Genomic DNA, 20,938 nt, shown 5'->3' on the forward strand with positions numbered 1-20,938 from the left:
GGGTCGGGCCGGGTCGGGCCGGGTCGGCCGGTCGCGCTTGCCGCGTCGGCGTGCGGCGCGCTAGAGTGCCGCCTTCCACGGCCCTGCGGCACGCGCCGCCCAACGGAGAATCCGCCTTGACGAATCCGTCCCTCGCCGCGGCGCACGACGCGCCGCGCCCGGCCCGATGAGCGCGCCCGGCGGCCCGCTCGCGCGGCTCGAAGCGCGCCTGACACGCGAATGGCAGCGGCGCGGCGCGCTCGCGTGGGCGCTCACGCCGTTCGCGTGCGTGTTCGGCCTGTGCGCGGCGCTGCGGCGCACTGCTTACGCGCAAGGCTGGAAGCAGCCGATCGACGTCGGCGTGCCCGTCGTCGTGGTCGGCAACGTGACCGTCGGCGGCACCGGCAAGACGCCGACCGTGATCGCGCTCGTCGACGCGCTGCGCGCGGCCGGCTTCACGCCCGGCGTCGTGTCGCGCGGCTATGGCGCGAACGTGAAGGCGCCGACCGCCGTCACGCCGGCGTCGCGCGCGGGCGCGGCCGGCGACGAACCGCTGCTGATCGCGCGCCGCACCGGCGCGCCCGTGTGGGTGTGCCCCGACCGCGTCGCGGCCGCGCAGGCGCTGCGCGCCGCGCACCCGGACGTCGACGTGATCGTCAGCGACGACGGCCTGCAGCACTACCGCCTCGCGCGCACCGTCGAGCTCGTCGTGTTCGACCACCGGCTCGGCGGCAACGGCTTCCTGCTGCCGGCCGGGCCGCTGCGCGAGCCGCTGTCGCGGCACCGCGACGCGACGCTCGTCAACGATCCGTACAGCGGCGCGCTGCCGCCGTGGCCCGACACCTACGCGCTCGCGCTGACGCCGGGCGCCGCGTGGCACCTCGACCAGCCCGCGCTGCGCCGCCCGCTGTCGCAGTTCGCGAACGAACGCGTGCTCGCCGCGGCCGGCATCGGCGCGCCGGAGCGCTTCTTCGCGACGCTGCGCGCGGCCGGCCTCGCGCCGGCGACCCGCGCGCTGCCCGACCATTACGCGTTCGCGGACAATCCGTTCGTCGACGATGCCGTCGATGCGATCCTGATCACCGAGAAGGATGCAGTAAAATTGGGCGCTTCCTGGCGCGACGCCCGACTGTGGGTGGTCCCCGTCGAAGCCGCGCTCGACCCTCGCCTCATTGCCCTCGTTGTGGAGAAACTCCGTGGACGCTCGCCTGCTTGAAATCATTGTGTGCCCTATCTGCAAAGGCCCGCTCCACTACGACCGCGCCGCGCAGGAGCTGATCTGCAACGCGGACAAGCTCGCGTACCCGATCCGCGACGGCATCCCCGTGATGCTCGTCGACGAAGCGCGCCAGACCGTCGAAGGCACGCCGGTCGACCCAGCCGGCCGCTGAGCCGCCGCGCCGCTCGCCGGCGCGACGATTCGACACCGACGGCCCGGCCCCGGCCGGGCCGCCGCACTCCGCCGGGCGACCGGCTTCCGGCGTCGCCCGCCTCGTTCTTCTCAGCGCTTCCCGATGACTCACCCGCAACCCTTCATCGCCGTCATTCCCGCCCGGCTCGCGTCGACGCGGCTCCCGAACAAGCCGCTCGCCGATCTCGGCGGCAAGCCGATGGTCGTGCGTGTCGCCGAGCGCGCGCGCGAAGCGGGCGCGCAGCAGGTGCTCGTCGCATCCGACGCGCAGAGCGTGCTCGACGCGGCGCGCGATCACGGCTTCGACGCGGTGCTCACGCGCGCCGATCATCCGTCCGGCACCGACCGGCTCGCGGAAGTCGCGGCGGCTTTCGGCTGGCGCGACGACACCGTCGTCGTCAACGTGCAGGGCGACGAACCGCTGATCGACCCCGCGCTGGTCCGCGACGTAGCGTCGCACCTGGCCGCGCATCCGGCGTGCGCGATCGCCACCGCGGCCCACCCGATCCACGACGCGGCCGACGTGTTCAACCCGAACGTCGTGAAGGTCGCGCTCGACGCGCAGAGCGTCGCGCTGTACTTCTCGCGCGCGCCGATTCCGTGGAGCCGCGACGCATATCAGCCGCACTGGCCCGACGTCGCGGCCATGCCGGCGCCGGCTTTCCCGGTCTACCGGCACATCGGCCTCTATGCATATCGCGCGCGTTTCCTGCGCACCTATCCGTCGCTCGCGCAGGCGCCGATCGAGCAGGCCGAGCAGCTCGAACAGCTGCGCGCGCTGTGGCACGGCGAGCGCATCGCGGTGCTGATCACCGAATCCGCGCCCGAAGCCGGCATCGATACGCCGGCCGATCTCGCGCGCGTGCAGGCCCTTTTTCGGCCGGGTTCAAAATAACCCATGGCATAATCAGGCGATTGTGCGAGCCGTCCGCGACCAGCGCGTCCTCGCTTGACCCGCCCGTGGCGCCGCCGGCAGCCGCGCGTCGCTCGAACCGACGCGCCGCATCAGACCGGTCCGCCACGCGCCGTGCAAGCCCCGCGCCCACTGTCGCCGGCACGTTTGTGTCTCGCCACACGAATCTACATACTTGGAGATATCACCATGCGTTTGATCCTGTTGGGCGCGCCCGGCGCGGGAAAGGGCACCCAGGCAAACTTCATCAAGGAAAAATTCGGCATCCCGCAAATCTCGACGGGCGACATGCTGCGCGCGGCCGTTAAGGCCGGCACGCCGCTCGGCGTCGAGGCGAAGGGCTACATGGACGCCGGCAAGCTCGTGCCGGACGCGCTGATCATCGGCCTCGTGAAGGAGCGCCTGATCGAACCCGACTGCGCGAACGGCTATCTGTTCGACGGTTTCCCGCGCACGATCGCGCAGGCTGACGCGATGAAGGAAGCCGGCGTCGCGATCGACTACGTGCTCGAGATCGACGTCCCGTTCTCGGAAATCGTCGAGCGCATGAGCGGCCGCCGCACGCACCCGGCATCGGGCCGCACGTACCACGTCAAGTTCAATCCGCCGAAGGTCGAAGGTCTCGACGACGTGACGGGCGAACCGCTGATCCAGCGCGACGACGACAAGGAAGAAACGGTCAAGAAGCGTCTCGAAGTGTACGAAGCGCAGACCAAGCCGCTGATCACGTACTACGGCGACTGGGCGCGGCGCGGCGAGGAAAACGGTCTGAAGGCGCCGCAGTATCGCAAGATCTCGGGCCTCGGCACCGTCGACGAAATCCGCGAGCGCGCGTTTGACGCACTGAAGTAAGCCGCGCGTCGCGCACCGGCAGGCCGCCCGTTCCGGGCGGCTTTTTTTTCGCCTGCGCGCGATTCGCGCGACCGGGCGCGTGTCGCCACAGCGGGAATCCGATGCTCGGCGGCGAAGTGATTCGCGTCGACTGTGTGATCCGGATGCAGCCGAAGCCAACGCACGCGCACAAGAAAAACGCCCGCGGTGCGGGCGTCGTTGTCGCGTACCGGCGCCGGCGCGGTGGTCGCTCAATCCTCGCCGTCGCGCTGCATTCGCTGTCGCAACTCGCTGACCTGCGACTCGACGACGGTCGCGTCTTCCGCCTCCGGACGCTCGCCGAGATACTGCTCGAGATCCTCGAGCGCGGGGCGCAGGTAGTCGAGCCGCGCATACGCGAAGCCGCGGTCGCGCACCTCGTCGAGCTGCTCGGGCAACAGGATCACGAGCCGCTGCTGCACCGCGAGCAGCCGCTGCCAGCGTTCCGTCTGCAGATAGATCGTCTTCAGGTTGCGCAGCATCCGCGCGATGATCTCGCGGCTCGTCGCGGGCTGCAGCAGCGCGCGCAACGCGCTGTCGACCGCGCCGGCCGCCCGCGCGACGTACGGCTCGAGCATCTCGACCATCTCGGCCTCGGACAGCGAATGGCCGTTGGTCGGATCGATGATCAGGTCGCCGTCCGGCAGCGTCACGCGCAGCAGGAAATGGCCGGGAAACGACACGCCGCGCGCCGGCACGCCGATCTGCTCGGCGAGCTCCAGATACAGCACCGACAGCGAGATCGGAATCCCGCGCCGCCGTTTCAGCACCGCATTCAGGTGGCTGTTATCGGGGTCGTAGTAATCGTTGTGATTGCACGCGAAGCCGAGCTCGCGGAAGAAGAAGTCGTTCAGCGCGGCGACGCGGCCCTTCAGGTCCGCATCGTCGGCGAGCCGCCGTCGCAGCCGCGCCGCCAGCATGTCGAGTTCGGCCAGCGTGCCCTGCAGGTCGAGGTCGGGATACGCGTCCTGCGCCAGCGACAGCGCGGCTTCCGTGACGGGCAGACTGTCGTCGTCCGCCACGAGCGTGCTGAAGTAGTCGAGGACGCGGGTCATTGCGGTCGTCACTTGGCGCGCCTTCTGAAGTAAGCGTATTTGAAGCCCATCACCCACAACATACCGAAATATAGTGCAGCAAACAGCACGAGGCACGCGGCCATCAGCGCGATGCGATCGAGCGGCTGCGCGCGCATGCCCGTCCAGTCGAAACTGATCGCGCACCAGTGCATCAGGCCCGCGAGCACGAGCGCCGCGCCGACGAGCTGCACGAAGAAGCGCAGCCAGCCCGGCGACGGCTGGTAGATGCCGCGCTTGCGCAGCCCGAGGAACAGCAGCAGCGAATTCAGGCACGCGCCGACGCCGATGCTCAGCGTGAGGCCCGCGTGGCCGATCAGCGGCACGAACACGTAGTTCGAGAGTTGCGTGACGATCAGCACGCCGACCGCGATCTTCACGGGCGTCTTGATGTCCTGCTTCGCATAGAAGCCCGGCGCGAGGATCTTGATCAGGATGATGCCGACGAGGCCGATTCCGTAGGTCGCGAGCGCGCGCGCAACCATCGTGACGGTATGCGCGTCGAACTTGCCGTAGTTGAACAGTGTCGCGGTGAGCGGCGTCGCGAAGAAGAACAGCGCGAGCGCACTCGGCGCCGCGAGCAGGAACGTGACGCGCAGCCCCCAGTCGAGCAGCGCCGAATATTCGTGCGAATCGGCGTCGACGTGCGCCTTCGACAGGCTCGGCAGCAGGATCGTGCCGAGCGCGACGCCGAGCAGCGCGGTCGGGAATTCCATCAGGCGGTCGGCGTAATTGATCCACGACACGGCGCCCTGCCCGAGCCGCGACGCGATGTTGGTGTTGATGATCAGCGACAATTGCGCGACGGACACCGCGAACGTCGCGGGCACCATCTTCGCGAGCACGCGCTTCACGCCCGGATGACGCAGCGCGCGCAGCGGGTTGACGCCGATCAGCGGCACCATGTCGATCTTCTTCAGGCCCGGCAACTGCACGAGAAACTGCAGCACGCCGCCGACGATGACGGCCCACGCGAGCGCGTAGACCGGCACCTTCAGATGCGGCGCGACGAACACGGCCGCGGCGATGAACGCGACGTTGAGCAGTACCGGCGCGAACGCGGGCAGCGAGAAGCTCTTGTACGTGTTCAGCACGCCCGACGCGAGCGTCGTCAGCGAAATGAACACGATGTAGGGGAACATGATCCGCGTCATCGTGACCGCGAGCGGGAACGCCTGGCCGTCGCCGTGCAGGCCGGACGCGACCGCGAACACGACCCACGACGCGCCGGCGATGCCGACGACCGACAGCACGGCCAGCGCCCACGCGAGCACGGTGGACATCGCGTCGACGAGCGCCTTCGTCGCATCGTGCCCCTGCTGGTTCTTGAACTCGGCGAGGATTGGCACGAAGGCCTGCGAGAACGCGCCTTCGGCGGACAGGCGGCGCAGCAGGTTCGGAATACGGAAGGCGACGTAGAACGCGTCGGTGTATTGACTGGCGCCGAACGCACGGGCGATCAGCGTCTCGCGGGCCAGTCCGGTCACGCGCGACAGCAGCGTGAAGCCGCTGACCGTCAGCAGGGCTCGGAATAGATTCATGGGGCGCTTATTATACGGACGTTGCGCGACCCGGCCATCGCCGATGCCGAAAAGCACGGCCGCCGCCCGCGCCCCGCCCGGCGAGCGTTACGTCGAGCTTGCCACTCGCTTGATTTTGTTGCTATAATCGCCGGTTTCTGGGCTCGTACATGCACGGCAACTGCCGTTTTCATGTCCCGGCCTCGGTTAAAATCACCGTTTTTTTATGCGCCCCTGGGCAATCGTTCTCAGGGGACGGATCGAAAAGCAGCGCTTGGCCGTCAGGCTCCAAGCTCTGGAAACAGGACAGGATAAGGAACCGTCATGGCTAACTCCGCACAAGCACGCAAGCGCGCCCGCCAGGCCGCGAAGGCAAACTCGCACAACTCGGCGCTGCGCTCGAAATTCCGTACCGCGATCAAGTCGGTTCGCAAGGCTGTTGAAGCCGGCGACCAGGCAAAGGCTGCCGAGCTGTTCAAGGCTGCCGTGAAGACGATCGACACGATCGCCGACAAGAAGATCGTTCACAAGAACAAGGCCGCTCGCAGCAAGAGCCGCCTGGCCGCAGCCGTCAAGGGTCTGCAGGCAGCAGCGTAAATCCGGTGCGCCCGCGCGAGCGGGCGCTCCTGTTTCCTGCGATCACGAAAAAGCCCGCCTAGGCGGGCTTTTTTGTTGCCTGCCGCCGGCGCATCGGGCGGCGGCAGGATTTGCCCGGGCTGGCGCAGCTCGCGCCCTCGCCCGCCGGCATCACACTCACTTCTTCGCGCCGTAGTCCGGCAGTTCGCACGCCTCGGTCACGACGAGGTTGTTGTCCTTCGCGAAATTCAGCACGAAATCGAAAGCCATCGGCTCGATGTCGCGCAACCGCGAATCGAGGATCACGCATTTCAGGTCGCCGAGCATCGTCGGGCGCACGTACAGCGAATACTTGAGACGCGCATTCGGCCCGCTCGCCCCCGGCCCGAAGCAGGCCATCACACCGGCCAGACGTTCCGACCAGTCGCTCGGGCGAAACTTTTTCCCGTCTTTCGTGATGCCCTGGATGAAGAATTCGGTCGGAGGGGTTTCAGCCATGTGGTTACCCAAGTGACGGCCCGGCGATGCCCAGGCAACGGCGCCTGGATACGCGAACACAAAGCTGGAGTGGCAAGCGGCACAAGCGTTCCGATATCCCGAAAACGGGGCGTCGATGTGCGCCGCCGGTGGACTGCACCGGATTTGTGCAGCGCACGGCTTGTGTCCGGCAGAGCGCGAAAAGCCTTGCCTGCCGGGCTGGAGAAAACTTTTGGATTATACCGCAGCGCGCCATCGCGCGTCGTCCCGACGCCCGTCTACCCGCACCGCCGGCCACGCGCGGCGACGCTGCCCCGCGTCGCGCCACGGCTCGTCAAAGCACGGAAAATCCTTTATGCTGCTTTGAGTTATCCACACCCGACGGCGGCGCCGTCCGGCCTCGCTGCCGGGTGAGACCCGCCGTATTTCGTTTCATGACCGCCAAAACCATTCGTCACTACCTGCAGTTCAAGGATTTCTCGCTGGAAGACTACGAGTACGTGCTCGAACGCACGGGTATCCTGAAGCGCAAGTTCAAGAACTACGAGACCTATCACCCGCTGCACGACCGCACGCTCGCGATGATCTTCGAGAAGAGCTCGACCCGCACGCGCCTGTCGTTCGAGGCCGGGATCTTCCAGCTCGGCGGCCACGCCGTGTTCATGAGCACGCGCGACACGCAGCTCGGCCGCGGCGAGCCCGTCGAGGATTCCGCGCAGGTCATCTCGCGGATGGTCGACATCATCATGATCCGCACGTTCGAGCAGGACGTGATCACGCGCTTCGCGCAGAATTCCCGCGTGCCGGTGATCAACGGCCTGACGAACGAATACCACCCGTGCCAGGTGCTCGCCGACATCTTCACGTACTACGAGCACCGCGGCCCGATCGCCGGCAAGACCGTCGCGTGGGTCGGCGACGCGAACAACATGCTCTACACGTGGATCGAAGCCGCGCAGATCCTCGGCTTCAAGCTGCGCCTGTCCACCCCGCCCGGCTACGCGCTCGACATGAAGCTCGTGTCGCCCGACAGCGCGCCGTTCTACGACGTGTTCGACGATCCGAACGAAGCGTGCAAGGGCGCCGATCTCGTGACGACCGACGTGTGGACGAGCATGGGTTTCGAGGCCGAGAACGAAGCGCGCAAGCAGGCATTCGCCGACTGGTGCGTCGACGAGGAAATGATGGGCCATGCGAATCCGGATGCGCTCTTCATGCACTGCCTGCCCGCGCACCGCGGCGAGGAAGTGACGGCCGGCGTGATCGACGGCCCGCAGAGCGTCGTGTGGGACGAAGCGGAAAACCGCCTGCACGTGCAGAAGGCGCTGATGGAGTTCCTGCTGCTCGGCCGTCTGAAGCACTGATGCGCGGCAGCGCACACGCGTAAAAAAGCGCCGGTCGACGATCGGCGCTTTTCGTTTGGGTGCGCCGAAACCGACGCGCGCTGCGTTACAGGCAGACCGGTTCCGCCTCCAGCTCGACGCCGAACCGCGCGCGCACGTCGGCCTGGATCGCCCGCGCCAGCGCGAGCACGTCGGCGCCCGTCGCGCCGCCGCGATTGACGAGCACGAGCGCCTGGCGGTCGTGCACGGCCACCGCCCCGAGCGCGCGCCCCTTCCAGCCGCAGCGGTCGATCAGCCAGCCGGCCGCGAGCTTCACGTGGCCGTCCGGCTGCGGATAGGACACGACGTCGGGCACGCGCGCACGCAGCGCGTCGAACTGCGCGGCGTCGATCACCGGATTCTTGAAGAAACTGCCCGCATTGCCGAGCACCAGCGGATCGGGCAGCTTCGCGCGGCGGATCGCGACGACCGCATCGAACACGTCGCGCGGCGTCGCCGCGTCGGGCGCGATGCCGCGCGCGTCGAGCTCGCGCGTGACGTCCGCGTAGCCGAGCCGCGGCGTCCATTGCTTCGGCAGCCGGAACGTCACCGCGACGATCGCGAACCGGCCGCGCCCGTCCCGCTTGAAGAAGCTGTCGCGGTAACCGAACGCGCAGCGCGCGGCGTCGAAACGCTCGCGGCGCCCCGTCGCCAGCTCGACCGCGACCAGCGAATCGAAGTACGCCTTCATCTCGAGGCCGTATGCGCCGATGTTCTGGATCGGCGCGGCGCCGACGGTACCCGGGATCAGCGCGAGATTCTCGAGGCCCGGCATCCCGTGCTCGAGCGTCCACGCGACGAATGCGTGCCAGTTCTCGCCGCCGCCGGCCTCGACGTACCACGCATCGCCGTCCTCGCGCACGACGCGGCGGCCCGCGATCTCGTCGAGCAGCACGACGCCGTCGAAATCGCGCGTGAACACGATATTGCTGCCGCCGCCGAGCACGAGCTGCGGCAGGTTCGCGACTCGCGGGTCGCGATGCAGCGCCTCGAACTGCTCCGCGTGCGTGATGCGCGCGGCGAAGCGCGCGCGCGCGGCGATGCCGAACGTGTTGTGCGCAGCGAGCGGATGGTCGGGAAGCAGCGACAGGGCGGAATCGTCAGGGGGCATCGGCATTCGCGGTCACGTCGGCCCGGGCGGCGCAGGGCCGGCCTTGGGCAAACGCAGGGGCATCGGTAAAATGGCAAACAGTCCGCAATTATAGCGAGTGCCCGCGCGCGAGCCGGGCGCCCGCATCTCAAGGGAGAATGCCATGCCATCGTTCGACGTCGTTTCCGAAGCGAACATGATCGAAGTGAAGAACGCCATCGAGCAGTCGAACAAGGAAATCTCGACGCGCTTCGACTTCAAGGGCTCCGACGCACGCGTCGAGCAGAAGGAACGTGAGCTGACGCTGTTCGCCGACGACGATTTCAAGCTTGGCCAGGTCAAGGACGTGCTGATCGGCAAGCTGGCCAAGCGCAACGTCGACGTACGCTTCCTCGACTACGGCAAGGTCGAGAAGATCGGCGGCGACAAGGTCAAGCAGATCGTCACCGTGAAGAAAGGCGTGACGGGCGACCTCGCGAAGAAGATCGTGCGCCTCGTGAAGGACAGCAAGATCAAGGTGCAGGCGAGCATCCAGGGCGACGCGGTGCGCATCTCGGGCGCGAAGCGCGACGACCTGCAGAGCACGATCGCGATGCTGCGCAAGGACGTGACCGACACGCCGCTCGACTTCAACAACTTCCGCGACTGACCGGCCGCCGGCCCGTCGCGTCATCCGGCCGGGCCCGCACACGCGGCGCGCCCGGCGCGCGGCCCGCGCCGCGCGTTCTCAGGCTTTCCCGCCGTCCTGCGCGCCGCCGTCCGCGGCCGCCTTCTTCTTGTCGCCGATCCGGCTCTCCTGCCCCGCGAGCAGCTTCGAAATGTTGCCGCGGTGACGCCACACGAGCAGCACGCTCATCGCAAGCACGGCCCAGGCGACCGGGTTGTGGCCCGGCGTGCCGAACAGGAACACGTCGAACACCGGCGCGAACACGGCCGCCACCAGCGCCGCGAGCGACGAATAGCGGAAGAAGAATGCGACGATCAGCCAGGTCAGCGCGGTCGCGAGCCCGAGCACCGGGTGCACGGCAAGCAGCACGCCGGCCGCGGTCGCGACGCCCTTGCCGCCCTGGAAGCGGAAGAACACCGGGTACAGGTGGCCGAGGAACACGGCGATCGCGACCCACGCGATCGCGACGTCGGGCAGGCCGAAGCGACGGGCGAGCCAGACGGCGATCCAGCCCTTGAACGCGTCGCCGACGAGCGTGAGGATCGCGGCCTTCTTGTTGCCGCTGCGCAGCACGTTGGTCGCGCCGGGATTCTTCGACCCGTACGAACGCGGGTCGGCCAGGCCCATCACGGAACTGACGACGACGGCGAACGACACCGAACCGATCAGGTAGGCAACGAGGGCGGCGAGCAGGATCTGCATGCGGAGGACTCTTCTTTCAACGTATCGGGAAAGGGACGGCCGTGCGCGGCAAGCCGGCAGGCCGAAACGGCGCCCATTCTACCGAACGGGCGCGAGGTGCCACGAAGGTGAAACCCTCAGTCGACGCTCGCGCATTGCACGGGCTGCGCGCCGAGCAGCGACGTGAGCACCGCCGGCGCGAGGCTGACGAGGTAGCCGCGCCGGCCGCCGTTCAGATAGATCGTCGGCAATTCGAGGATCGTCGCCTCGACGTAGACGGGCATCGTCTTGCGCGTGCCGAACGGCGACGTGCCGCCGACGAGATAGCCCGAATGGCGGTTCGCGACCTCGGGCTTGCATGGCTCGACGCGCTTCGCGCCGATCTGCCGCGCGAGATTCTTCGTCGACACGGTGCGGTCGCCGTGCATCAGCACGATCAGCGGCTTCGCGTGTTCGTCTTCCATTACGAGCGTCTTCACGACGCTGTGCTCGTCGACGCCGAGCTGGCGCGCCGATTCGCCGGTGCCGCCGTGCTCGACGTATTCGTACGGATGCTCGCCGAATGCGACGCCATGACGGCGCAGCAACTGGGTCGCGGGGGTTTCGGACACGTGTCTGGATTTGCTCATGGCGGCATTTTAATGGCGAACGATCGGCGGGCGCGCAATGGCGTGCCCGCGCCGACGGTATACTCGCGGCCCGTTTTCCGCCGGCCCGCCGCACCGCCGTCGCGATTGCGCCCATCATCGTTGCGAACTTCGTGAAGCGCTATTGTCCGATTGGCCGATTGTCGCGCACGCGCCGCCATGGCACGATCGTTCGCAAATATCGTCGGCCGTCGCCGGCCCATCATCTGGAGACGCCATGTCCTCGCCCATCCGTTCATCCGAATCGCTCGATGTCGAGGCGCTGCTCGCCGCGCTGCCGCGTCGGATTGCCGACGTGCCGGCGCACCGGGCCGCGCGGTCGCCCGCGCATCCGGCGCTGATCGAGGATGCGCGCCGGCTGTCGTACGGCGAGCTGGCGCAGGCCGTCGACGCGGCGGCCGCACGGCTGGCGGGCCTCGGCGTGCAAGGCGGCGACCGCGTGATGATCGTCGCGGAGAACTGCGTCGCGCAGATCGTGCTGCTGTTCGCGGCCGCGCGCATCGACGCCTGGGCGCTCGTGTCGAACGCGCGGTTGTCGGCCGCCGAGCTCGATGCGATCGCCGCGCACGCGCGGCCGAAGCTGATCGCGTTCACGAGCGACGCGTCGGCCGATGCGCGCGCCCATGCCGGGCGGCTCGGGGCAACGCCCGCCGGTGCGCTGCCGGTCGACATCGGTGCGTGGTCGTATCGGGTCGATGCGGGCGCGCCGGCCGAACCTGTGGCCGCCGACGGCGCCGCGCAATGCGCGGCGCTGATCTACACGACCGGCACGACCGGTACGCCGAAAGGCGTGATGCTGTCGCACCGCAACCTGCTGTTCATCGCGGCGACGTCGAGCATGCTGCGCCGCGTGTCGCCCGACGACGTCGTCTACACGGTGCTACCCGTGTCGCACGTGTACGGGCTCGCGTCGGTGTGCCTGGGCAGCCTCTACGCAGGCGCGACGCTGCGGCTCGCGCCGCGCTTCTCGCCGGAAGCCGTGCGCATCGCGCTCGCCGACGAAGGCGTCACGATCTTCCAGGGCGTGCCGGCGATGCACGCGAAGCTGCTCGAACACGTGCACACGCACGGCCATGCCTGGCGCGCGCCGCGGCTGCGCTTCGCGTATTCGGGCGGCTCACCGCTCGATGCGAATCTGAAGGCGCGCGTCGAGCGCCTGTACGGCGTGCCGCTGCACAACGGATACGGGATGACCGAAAGCAGCCCGACGATCACGCAGACGCCGCTCGACGCGCCGCGCACGGACAGCTCGGTCGGCGTACCGATTCCGGGCGTCGACATGCGGATCGTCGCGCCGGACGGCACCGACGTGCCGCCGGGCGAAGTCGGCGAGATTCGCGTGCGCGGGCCGAACGTGATGCTCGGCTACTACCGCGACGCGGACGCGACGCGCGCGGCCGTGTCGCCGGACGGCTGGCTGAGCACCGGCGATCTCGCGCGGCAGGGCGCGGACGGCGCGGTGACGATCGTGGGCCGCAGCAAGGAGCTGATCATCCGCTCGGGCTTCAACGTGTATCCGGTCGAGGTCGAGCAGGTGCTGAACGCGCATCCGGACGTCGTGCAGGCGGCCGTGATCGGCCGCGCGATCGACGGCAACGAGGAAGTGCTCGCGTTCGTCGAGCTGGTGCCGGGCGCGGCGGCGGACGAGGCGGCATTGCATGCGTGGTGCGAGGAGCGGCTCACGGCTTACAAACGCCCCGCGCACATCCGCGTGCTCGATGCGCTGCCGGCCGCATCGACCGGCAAGGTGCTCAAGCACCGGCTGCGCGAGCTGGTCTGACGCAGCCGCCGCGCGCATCGCGGGTTCGGGTCGCAGCCCGCGCCGCGCGAATGCACGCGCGCCGCGCGTCACCCGCGCGGGTGGTGCTCCGCATGCAGCGTCTTCAGCCGCTCGCGCGCGACGTGCGTATAGATCTGCGTGGTCGAGATGTCGCTGTGGCCGAGCAGCAATTGCACGACGCGCAGGTCGGCGCCGTGATTCAGCAGGTGCGTCGCGAACGCGTGCCGCAGCGTGTGCGGCGACAGGTGCGCGCGCACGTCGGCCTGCTGCGCGTGACGCTTGATGATGTTCCAGAACTGCTGGCGCGTCATCCCGTCGCCGCGCGCGGTCACGAACAGCGCGTCGGCCGCGCGCGCGCCGAGCAATGCCGGCCGCGCGTCGCGCAGGTAGCGTTCGATCCAACCGTGCGCGACTTCGCCGAACGGCACGAGCCGCTCCTTCGAGCCCTTGCCCATCACCCGCACGACGCCTTCGTTGAGTCCGACCTCGACCGTCTTCAGCGTCACGAGTTCGCTCACGCGCAGCCCGCTCGCGTACATCAGCTCGAGCATCGTGCGATCGCGCAGGCCGAGCGGTGTGCCGATGTCGGGCGCGCCGAGCAGCGCCTCGACCTGCGCCTCGGACAACGTCGACGGGAACCGCGCGCCCTGTTTCGCGGACGTGATCCGCAGCGTCGGGTCGGCGCTCGCGCGATGCTCGCGCACGGCCCAGCCGTAATAGCGACGAAATACGGACAGCCGCCGGTTCGACGACGTCGCCTTGCCGTCGCTGCGTGCGGCGATGTAGCCCGTCACCATCGCCTCGTCGGCCGCGTCGAGCGGCGCGTCGTACGTCGCGGCCAGCCACTGGGAAAACAGCACCAGATCGCGCCGGTACGCGTCGAGCGTGTTGCGCGCGAGCCCGTGTTCGAGCCACAGCGCATCGCAGAACACGTCGATCGACGCGCGGCTCGCGAGCAGCGCGGGCGATGCCGCGACGGCATCGTCGTCGGCCGCGGGGGAAATCATCGGTTCGCTCATCGGTATGGCACGCCCTCGTGCGCGAGCAGCCAGCGCTTCACTCGCTGGTAATAGCCGTTGTCGTCGTGGTTCGCGAACCCGCCGAGGCCGCCCGCCGCGACGACGCGATGGCACGGAATCACGAGCGGGAAGTAGTTCGCGCCGCACGCCTGGCCGACCGCGCGCGGCGCGCTGCCGATCCGCTTCGCGACCTGGCCGTAGGTCAGCACCGTCCCGGGCGGGATGTCGCTGATCACGTCCCACACGCGATGCTGGAATGCGCTGCCGACGTCGGCGAGCGGCAGGTCGAAGCGCGCGGACGCGCGCTCGAAATAACGTTCGATTTGCTGGACCGCGCGCTTCGCGAGCGCCGAATCCGGTTCGACCGCCTTCATCGACTCGGGCAGATAGACGATCTCGCGCACCACCGCGGCATCCGTGCGGATGCCGACCTTGCCGAACGGCGCGTCGATCACTGCGTTGAACATTGCCTTCTCCTGACCGGGGGATGCGCGCGGCCCTGCCCGCGCGCCGACGACACTTTACGCCGCCTTCACGCGGCTCGCAGCGCCCATTCGACATGCTCGCGCACGACCGGCGACGGATCGTCGGCCCGCGCGCGCAGCGCGGCGACGATCGCGTCGCGCGCCGCCGGCGAGAGCCGGTCCGCGCCCGCGCGCAGCGCATTGCCGAGCCCGACCGCGAGATTGCGCAGCCAGCTTTCGTAGCCGATGCGCCGGATCGCGCTGCCCTGCATCCGCGTATCGAACGTGCCCGCGTCCCACGCGAACAGCTCGACGAGCGTCGCACGGTCGAGGCCGTGCCGCACGTCGAAATCGGCGACGGGTGCGGCCTGCGCGAACTTGTTCCACGGACACACGAGCTGGCAGTCGTCGCAGCCGTACACGCGATTGCCGATCATCGGCCGCAGCGGCTCGGGGATGCTGCCTTTCAGTTCGATCGTCAGGTACGAGATGCAGCGGCGCGCATCGACGCGGTACGGCTCGACGATCGCGCCGGTCGGGCACGCGTCGATACAGCGCGTGCAACTGCCGCAGTGCGCGCCGGGCGTCTCGGGCGCGGTGTCGGGCGACGTGCGCGCGTCGGTCGGCAGCGGCAGGTCGACGTAGATCTCGCCGAGAAAGAACAGCGAGCCGGCATCGCGCTGCAGCAGCAGCGTGTGCTTGCCGCGCCAGCCGACCCCGGCCTTCTGCGCGAGTTCGACTTCGAGCACGGGCGCCGAATCGGTGAACACGCGATAGCCGAACCCGCCGATCTCGTGCTCGATGCGCTCCGCGAGCGTCTGCAGCCGGTTGCGCAGCACCTTGTGATAGTCGCGGCCGCGCGCATAGATCGACACGACCGCCGCCTGCGGATCGTCGAGCCGTGCGCGTTCGCGCGTGCGCCAATCGTGCGGCACGAGCGCGCCGGGCTCGTCGTCAGCCAGCGTTTGGGCCGGTAAATAAGCGAGCCGCACGGAGATCACGCGTCGCGTACCGGCCACAAGTTCGGCCGGCCGCGCGCGTTTCATCCCATGTTTCGCCATATAATCCATTTCGCCGTGGTAACCGGCTTCCAGCCAGGCGGCGAGGCCCGCTTCGGCATCCGAGAGATCGGTGTCGCTGATGCCGATCGCCCCGAAACCCAATTCGCGCCCCCACGCCCTGATGCGAGCGGCGAGCGCAGTCAACGCCGCATCGTCGAGCGCGCACGGCGCCGCGCCTTCGGCACGAGTCGAAGGCCTGTCGGATGCGGCGCGTTCCGGTAGTCGGTTCATCGCACTATTTTACGAGAATGCCAGCCACGCCCAGCCAACCGCCTCACGCCATGCTGCCCGCCCCGCTCGCGGAGCGCGTGATCGCGCTCGCCGACGAAGCGGCGACCGAGGCCTTCGGCACCCGCTTCGCGCACGCGCTCGACGCCGCGCGCATCGCGCTCGACCGCGCCCACGCGTTCGACGGGCTGCAGATCCAGCTGGTCGGCGATCTCGGCGCGGGCAAGACGACCCTCGTGCGCGCGATCCTGCGCGGCCTCGGCCACCAGGGGCGCGTGCGCAGCCCGACCTATACGCTCGTCGAGCCGTACGCGCTCGAACGCAGCGACGGGGAACTCGAGGTCTATCACTTCGATCTGTATCGATTCAACGATCCGGCCGAATGGTCGGACGCAGGCTTTCGCGAGTATTTCAATTCCAGCGCGATCTGCCTCGTCGAATGGCCGCAACAGGCGGGCGCCCTGCTCGGCGTGCCCGATCTGGTTTTCTCGCTCGACGTGGACGGCGACGGCCGCGTCCTCACCGTCCGGGCGTACAGCGCTTCAGGAAACGCATGTCTCGAAAGATGTTGATCAAACCGTTCCGCTCGATCGAATCGGCGGCCACCGCGACGCACAACTGGCGGCGCCGTCAGATCCTGCGCGCGGGGGCGTCGACGCTGGTGCTCGGTCTCGTCGCGCCGCGGCTCGCGCACGCGTCGTCGGTGCTCGGCGTGCGCGTGTGGCCCGCACGCGACTACACGCGCGTCACGATCGAATCCGACCAGCCGCTGCAGAATAGCCAACAACTGCTGCAGGGTCCCGACCGTCTCGTCGTCGACCTGAGCGGCCTCGATCTCGACCAGGCGCTGCGCGACCTCGTCTCGAAGATCGCGCCGAACGATCCGCAGATCCAGTCGGTGCGCGTCGGCCAGTATCAGCCGCACGTCGTGCGGATGGTGTTCGACCTGAAAGGCTCGGTGAAGCCGCAGGTGTTCACGCTGCCGCCCGTCGGCACGTACAAGTACCGGCTCGTGTTCGACCTGTACCCGGCCGTCGCGCCCGATCCGCTGTCCGACCTGATCGCGCAGACGGAACGCAAGGAACAGGCGCTCAACGACACCGCGCGCGCGCAGCAGATGCAGCCGCCGTCCACGCTGGCCGGCCCGGGCACCCCGCCGCCCGCCGCCGGCGACAACAGCGACGCATTCTTCCAGCGTTTCGCACAGAACACGCCGGCCGCGCCGCACACGCCGCCGGCCGCCGGCACGCCGTCGACGCCCGCGAAGCCAGCCATCAAGCCGCCGCCCGTCATCGCGCGCCGCGACGACAGCGACGACGACGGCGACACCTACAAGTTCACCGCGCCGAAATCGGGCAAGGGCGGCACCGTGCGCCTGCTGACGGTCGCGATCGACCCGGGCCACGGCGGCGAGGATCCGGGCGCGATCGGCGGCAACGGCACGTACGAGAAGCACATCGCGCTCGACATCGCGAAGAAGCTGCGCGCGAAGATCGACGCCGCACCGAACATGCGCGCGATGATGACGCGCGACGCCGATTTCTTCGTGCCGCTGAACGTGCGCGTGCAGAAGGCGCGCCGCGTCGGCGCGGATCTGTTCGTGTCGATCCACGCGGACGCGTTCACGACGCCGTCCGCGCGCGGCTCGTCGGTGTTCGCGCTGTCCGACCACGGCGCGTCGAGCGCCGCGGCGCGCTGGCTCGCGAACAAGGAAAACTCGTCCGACCTGATCGGCGGCATCAACATCAAGACCCAGGACGCGGCAGTCAGCCGCGCGCTGTTCGACATGTCGACGACCGCGCAGATCCGCGATTCGCTGCGCTACGGCAACTACGTGCTGAAGGAAGTGGGCGGCATCAACAAGCTGCACAAGGGCTCGGTCGAGCAGGCCGGGTTCGCGGTGCTGAAGGCGCCCGACATCCCGTCGATCCTCGTCGAGACCGCGTTCATCAGCAACCCGGACGAAGAGCGCCGGCTCAACGACGACAGCTATCGCGACGAGATGGCAGACGCGATCTTCCGCGGCATCAAGCGCTACTTCGCCGCGAATCCGCCGCTCGCGAAGAGCCGGATGGCCTGAGCGCCATCCGTTCCCTGCCGCCGGCACGCGGCGCGTGCCGGCGCGTCACGACGATGCCGCGAAGCGGCTCAGCAGTTTCCCGCCGAACACGTTCACCGCGAGCCCGCCCATCACGAGCGCGGCGCCGATCAGCTGCGCTTGCGTCAGATGCTCGTCGAGCAGCAGCGCCGACGACGCGAGCCCGACGATCGGCACCAGCAGCGAGAACTGCGCGACCTGCGCGGCCGGATAGCGCGACAGCAGGCGGCTCCACAGCCCGTAGCCGAGCAGCGTCGCGACGAACGCCAGATAGACGACCGCGAAGATCGACGCGCCGTCGAGCCCGGCGAGCGCGGTCGCGATCCGCCGCGGCCCCTCGAACCACAGCGACAGCAGGAAGAACGGCACGGGCGGCACGAGGCTCGCCCACACGACGAGCGACACGAGGTTCGCCTTCCCGACCTTCTTCGTGACGATATTGCCGAAGGCCCACATCGCGGCCGAGCAGATCGTCAGCAGGAAGCCCGCGAGCGTCATCGCACGGCCGCCCTGCGCGGCGATCACGACGAGGCCGCCCGCGGCGATCGCGAGCCCGATCAGGTTCTGCACGCGCAGCCGCTCGCCGAGGAACAGCATCGCGAACACCAGCGTGAAGAACGCCTGCGACTGCAGCACGAGCGACGCGAGGCCGGCCGGCATGCCGACGTACATGCCGGTGAACAGGAACACGAACTGGCCAAGCTGGATCGTCGCGCCGTACAGCACCAGCAGCCGCCACGAAATCTGCGGCCGGCGCACGAAGAAGACCGCGGGCACGGCCGCGAGCGTGAAGCGCAGCGCGCCGAGCAGCATCGGCGGCATGCCGTGCAGGCCGACCTTGATCACGACGAAGTTCACGCCCCACGCCAGAATCACGACCAGCGCGAGCAGCAGATCCTTCGGGGCCATCATCGGCGTCTCCTCGATTGTCGAATCGTCGTTGTGAAGCCGGTCAGTCTACCCGGTTTCGCCGCCGCGCCGGATACCCGCGCGGCGCGCATGGAATCGGCAGCGGGCGCAGCGGCTGGCGCGACGCGGTGGACACCGCACGATGCGTGCCCGCCGCGGCCGCATCGCGCCGCGCGCGTTTCGCGCTGCCCGTCACGCGCGCCGCCGTGCCGCCAGTACAATGACCGGCAATCCAGCCGTTCCCCACGAGGCCCGCCATGACCGACTCGATCAAAGCCTTGCTGAAGCCGCACGTGCGCGACATCGGCAACCTGCAGGTGCGCCGCACACTGCCCGCGCTCGCCGCACGCCTCGTCGGCCCGTTCATCTTCTTCGATCACATGGGGCCCGCCATGCTGCCGGCCGGCACGGGGCTCGACGTGCGCCCGCATCCGCACATCGGGCTCGCGACGGTCACCTATCTGTTCGACGGCGCGATCCTGCACCGCGACAGCCTCGGCTCGCGGCAGGAAATCGTGCCGGGCGACGTGAACTGGATGACGGCCGGCCGCGGGATCGTCCACTCGGAGCGCACGCCCGACGCGCAGCGCGCGAGCGGCCACACCGTGCACGGGATCCAGACCTGGGTCGCGCTGCCGAAAGCGCACGAGACGACCGAGCCGTCGTTCGAGCACCACGCAGCCGACACGCTACCCAAGCGCGACGAAGACGGCGTGGCGCTGACGGTGATCGCCGGCGACGCGTTCGGGCTGCGCTCGCCCGTGACGACGTTCTCGCGCACGCTGTACGTCGCGGCCGAATTCGCGGCCGGCGGCCGGCTCGAACTCGATGCGTCGCACGAGGAGCGCGCGGTCTACGTGGTCGACGGCGAGCTCGCGATCGACGGCGCGCCGGTGCCGGCCGAACGGATGGCCGTGCTCGCGCCGGGCGCGAGCGTCACGCTGACGAGCGGCAGCGGCGCGCGCGCGATGCTGCTCGGCGGCGACCGGATGGACGGCGAACGCTTCATCGAGTGGAATTTCGTCGCGAGCAGCCGCGACGCGATCGAACGCGCGAAAGCGGCGTGGACGCGCCAGGAGATGGGCAAGGTGCCCGGCGAGACCGAATGGATTGCGCTGCCCGAAGCGAAGCCGCGTTGAAAAAGCGGCGCACCGCCCCCACCCTGACGATATTCGAACGGAAGAGAACGCCATGGACACCACGCTTGCCACATTCGAGAAAGACGTCATCGAGGCGTCGCTGGACACGCCCGTGCTGGTCGACTTCTGGGCGCCGTGGTGCGGGCCCTGCAAGACGCTCGGCCCGCTGCTGGAAAAGCTCGAAGCCGACTACGCAGGCCGCTGGAAGCTCGTGAAGGTCAACGTCGACGAGAACCAGGAGCTCGCCGCGCACTTCCAGACGCGCAGCATCCCGCACGTGATCGCGTTCGCGGACGGGCGGCCGGTCGACCAGTTCGTCGGCGTGCTGCCCGAAGGGCAGTTGCGCGCGTTCCTCGACCGGTTGCTGCCGGCCCCCGAGGAAGCCGAACGCCGCGCCGCGCAGTACGCGATGGCCGAACAGCGCTTCGACGATGCGCGCGCGCACCTCGAAGCGGCGCTCGCGCTGAACCCCGGCTACGACGACGCGCGCCTCGACCTGATCGAGCTGCTGCTCGCGCGCAACGAAGTCGATGCCGCACGCGCGGAGACCGAGCGCCTGTCGCCGCAAACCGTGCAGAACGGCGACCCGCGCTACCAGGCGATCAAGACCCGTTTCGACGCGCTCGACGCCACGGCCGACCTGCCGCCGACCGACGCGCTCGAGGCGCGCATCGCGGCGAACCCGGCCGATCTCGACGCGCGCTTCGACCTCGCGCAGAGCCTGATCGCGCGGCGCGCGTACGAAGGGGCGCTGGAACAGTTGCTGGAAATCGTGACGCGCGATCGCGCGTACGGCGACGATCTCGGCCGCCGCACGATGATCTCGGTGTTCGAACTGGCCGGCGATCGGCCCGACCTCGTCGCCGCGTGGCGACGCAAGCTGAGCATGGCGCTCAACTGACCCGACGCGCGACCGGCCGGGCCGCCACGGCCCGGCCGCATCGGCCTATCGCT

General features: G+C 69.0%; 23 protein-coding genes. 12 read left to right on the forward strand and 11 right to left on the reverse strand.

Annotated features, from left to right (window positions below):
- The first annotated feature begins 166 nt into the window (after positions 1-166).
- The 4 genes from lpxK to adk all read left to right on the forward strand — a co-directional run bounded on the left by lpxK (position 167) and on the right by adk (position 3,155).
- Positions 167-1,195: a tetraacyldisaccharide 4'-kinase gene (gene lpxK / locus CFB35_RS13355; protein WP_089465082.1), complete on the forward strand. Its 1,029-nt coding sequence runs from the start codon at positions 167-169 to the stop codon at positions 1,193-1,195.
- Positions 1,176-1,370 (forward strand): Trm112 family protein, encoded by a 195-nt coding sequence (locus CFB35_RS13360; RefSeq protein WP_006482216.1) that lies wholly within the window; start codon positions 1,176-1,178, stop codon positions 1,368-1,370. The genes lpxK and CFB35_RS13360 overlap by 20 nt, the downstream gene beginning before the upstream one ends.
- A 123-nt stretch (positions 1,371-1,493) precedes the next feature.
- The gene (gene kdsB / locus CFB35_RS13365; protein ID WP_089465083.1) at positions 1,494-2,285 is read left to right on the forward strand and encodes a 3-deoxy-manno-octulosonate cytidylyltransferase; all 792 of its coding nucleotides are present in this window, start codon (positions 1,494-1,496) and stop codon (positions 2,283-2,285) included.
- Between the two features lie 207 nt (positions 2,286-2,492).
- A complete protein-coding gene (adk, locus tag CFB35_RS13370; RefSeq protein WP_089465084.1) occupies positions 2,493-3,155 on the forward strand; it encodes an adenylate kinase in 663 nt (220 codons plus the stop codon).
- A 230-nt stretch (positions 3,156-3,385) separates the two neighbouring features.
- Here the strand turns inward: adk and CFB35_RS13375 are convergent, their stop codons facing one another.
- The gene (locus CFB35_RS13375; protein ID WP_060313760.1) at positions 3,386-4,228 is read right to left on the reverse strand and encodes a SirB1 family protein; all 843 of its coding nucleotides are present in this window, start codon (positions 4,226-4,228) and stop codon (positions 3,386-3,388) included.
- Between the two features lie 8 nt (positions 4,229-4,236).
- A complete protein-coding gene (murJ, locus tag CFB35_RS13380) occupies positions 4,237-5,787 on the reverse strand; it encodes a murein biosynthesis integral membrane protein MurJ (protein WP_059578388.1) in 1,551 nt (516 codons plus the stop codon).
- Positions 5,788-6,090: 303 nt separating this feature from the next.
- Here murJ and rpsT point away from each other — a divergent pair, with 303 nt between their 5' ends.
- Entirely contained in the window at positions 6,091-6,363 is a 273-nt protein-coding gene (gene rpsT / locus CFB35_RS13385; protein ID WP_006482211.1) for a 30S ribosomal protein S20, read from the forward strand.
- 156 nt (positions 6,364-6,519) lie between these two features.
- Here rpsT and CFB35_RS13390 read toward each other — a convergent pair whose 3' ends face one another.
- Entirely contained in the window at positions 6,520-6,840 is a 321-nt protein-coding gene (locus CFB35_RS13390; protein ID WP_034178852.1) for a DUF3579 domain-containing protein, read from the reverse strand.
- A 413-nt stretch (positions 6,841-7,253) separates the two neighbouring features.
- On the opposite strand from CFB35_RS13390, the gene argF reads away from it, so the two are divergent.
- Positions 7,254-8,183 carry an ornithine carbamoyltransferase gene (argF, locus tag CFB35_RS13395; RefSeq protein ID WP_089465085.1) on the forward strand — a complete coding sequence of 310 codons (930 nt, stop codon included), beginning with the start codon at positions 7,254-7,256 and terminating at the stop codon, positions 8,181-8,183.
- An 85-nt stretch (positions 8,184-8,268) separates the two neighbouring features.
- Here argF and murB read toward each other — a convergent pair whose 3' ends face one another.
- Positions 8,269-9,318 carry a UDP-N-acetylmuramate dehydrogenase gene (gene murB, locus CFB35_RS13400; RefSeq protein ID WP_089465086.1) on the reverse strand — a complete coding sequence of 350 codons (1,050 nt, stop codon included), beginning with the start codon at positions 9,316-9,318 and terminating at the stop codon, positions 8,269-8,271.
- 136 nt (positions 9,319-9,454) lie between these two features.
- On the opposite strand from murB, the gene CFB35_RS13405 reads away from it, so the two are divergent.
- The gene (locus CFB35_RS13405) at positions 9,455-9,940 is read left to right on the forward strand and encodes a YajQ family cyclic di-GMP-binding protein (protein WP_034208219.1); all 486 of its coding nucleotides are present in this window, start codon (positions 9,455-9,457) and stop codon (positions 9,938-9,940) included.
- A 78-nt stretch (positions 9,941-10,018) separates the two neighbouring features.
- Here CFB35_RS13405 and plsY read toward each other — a convergent pair whose 3' ends face one another.
- Together plsY and ybaK are read right to left on the reverse strand one after the other, a co-directional pair.
- Positions 10,019-10,660, reverse strand: coding sequence for a glycerol-3-phosphate 1-O-acyltransferase PlsY (plsY, locus tag CFB35_RS13410; protein WP_059578394.1), 642 nt, complete (start codon positions 10,658-10,660; stop codon positions 10,019-10,021).
- A gap of 116 nt (positions 10,661-10,776) precedes the next feature.
- Positions 10,777-11,268 carry a Cys-tRNA(Pro) deacylase gene (gene ybaK / locus CFB35_RS13415; RefSeq protein WP_012329097.1) on the reverse strand — a complete coding sequence of 164 codons (492 nt, stop codon included), beginning with the start codon at positions 11,266-11,268 and terminating at the stop codon, positions 10,777-10,779.
- Between the two features lie 235 nt (positions 11,269-11,503).
- Here ybaK and CFB35_RS13420 point away from each other — a divergent pair, with 235 nt between their 5' ends.
- Positions 11,504-13,066: a class I adenylate-forming enzyme family protein gene (locus CFB35_RS13420; RefSeq protein ID WP_089465087.1), complete on the forward strand. Its 1,563-nt coding sequence runs from the start codon at positions 11,504-11,506 to the stop codon at positions 13,064-13,066.
- Positions 13,067-13,134: 68 nt separating this feature from the next.
- Here the strand turns inward: CFB35_RS13420 and xerD are convergent, their stop codons facing one another.
- The 3 genes from xerD to queG all read right to left on the reverse strand — a co-directional run bounded on the left by xerD (position 13,135) and on the right by queG (position 15,841).
- Positions 13,135-14,085 carry a site-specific tyrosine recombinase XerD gene (xerD, locus tag CFB35_RS13425; RefSeq protein WP_089465088.1) on the reverse strand — a complete coding sequence of 317 codons (951 nt, stop codon included), beginning with the start codon at positions 14,083-14,085 and terminating at the stop codon, positions 13,135-13,137.
- The gene (locus tag CFB35_RS13430; RefSeq protein WP_059578402.1) at positions 14,082-14,552 is read right to left on the reverse strand and encodes a methylated-DNA--[protein]-cysteine S-methyltransferase; all 471 of its coding nucleotides are present in this window, start codon (positions 14,550-14,552) and stop codon (positions 14,082-14,084) included. The genes xerD and CFB35_RS13430 overlap by 4 nt, the downstream gene beginning before the upstream one ends.
- A gap of 65 nt (positions 14,553-14,617) precedes the next feature.
- Positions 14,618-15,841, reverse strand: coding sequence for a tRNA epoxyqueuosine(34) reductase QueG (gene queG, locus CFB35_RS13435; RefSeq protein WP_059578404.1), 1,224 nt, complete (start codon positions 15,839-15,841; stop codon positions 14,618-14,620).
- A gap of 17 nt (positions 15,842-15,858) precedes the next feature.
- Between queG and tsaE the strand changes: the two genes are divergently transcribed.
- Both tsaE and CFB35_RS13445 read left to right on the forward strand, forming a co-directional pair.
- Positions 15,859-16,410, forward strand: a complete 552-nt coding sequence (gene tsaE, locus CFB35_RS13440; RefSeq protein ID WP_059578407.1) for a tRNA (adenosine(37)-N6)-threonylcarbamoyltransferase complex ATPase subunit type 1 TsaE — start codon at positions 15,859-15,861, stop codon at positions 16,408-16,410.
- On the forward strand, positions 16,392-17,918 hold the full coding sequence (locus tag CFB35_RS13445; protein WP_089465089.1) for an N-acetylmuramoyl-L-alanine amidase: 1,527 nt from the start codon (positions 16,392-16,394) through the stop codon (positions 17,916-17,918). Before tsaE ends, CFB35_RS13445 begins: the two co-directional genes overlap by 19 nt.
- Before the next feature lie 45 nt (positions 17,919-17,963).
- Here the strand turns inward: CFB35_RS13445 and CFB35_RS13450 are convergent, their stop codons facing one another.
- Together CFB35_RS13450 and CFB35_RS34960 are read right to left on the reverse strand one after the other, a co-directional pair.
- A complete protein-coding gene (locus CFB35_RS13450) occupies positions 17,964-18,845 on the reverse strand; it encodes an EamA family transporter (protein ID WP_179231749.1) in 882 nt (293 codons plus the stop codon).
- Between the two features lie 43 nt (positions 18,846-18,888).
- On the reverse strand, positions 18,889-19,104 hold the full coding sequence (locus CFB35_RS34960; protein ID WP_059578415.1) for a hypothetical protein: 216 nt from the start codon (positions 19,102-19,104) through the stop codon (positions 18,889-18,891).
- Here CFB35_RS34960 and CFB35_RS13455 point away from each other — a divergent pair.
- Both CFB35_RS13455 and trxA read left to right on the forward strand, forming a co-directional pair.
- A complete protein-coding gene (locus tag CFB35_RS13455; RefSeq protein WP_059578417.1) occupies positions 19,103-19,984 on the forward strand; it encodes a pirin family protein in 882 nt (293 codons plus the stop codon). The genes CFB35_RS34960 and CFB35_RS13455 overlap by 2 nt on opposite strands.
- A gap of 52 nt (positions 19,985-20,036) precedes the next feature.
- Entirely contained in the window at positions 20,037-20,885 is an 849-nt protein-coding gene (gene trxA / locus CFB35_RS13460; protein WP_059578420.1) for a thioredoxin, read from the forward strand.
- The last annotated feature ends 53 nt before the right edge of the window (positions 20,886-20,938 follow it).

This window comes from Burkholderia sp. AU16482, from assembly GCF_002223285.1.
In the GTDB taxonomy this organism is placed as follows: Bacteria; Pseudomonadota; Gammaproteobacteria; order Burkholderiales; family Burkholderiaceae; genus Burkholderia; species Burkholderia semiarida.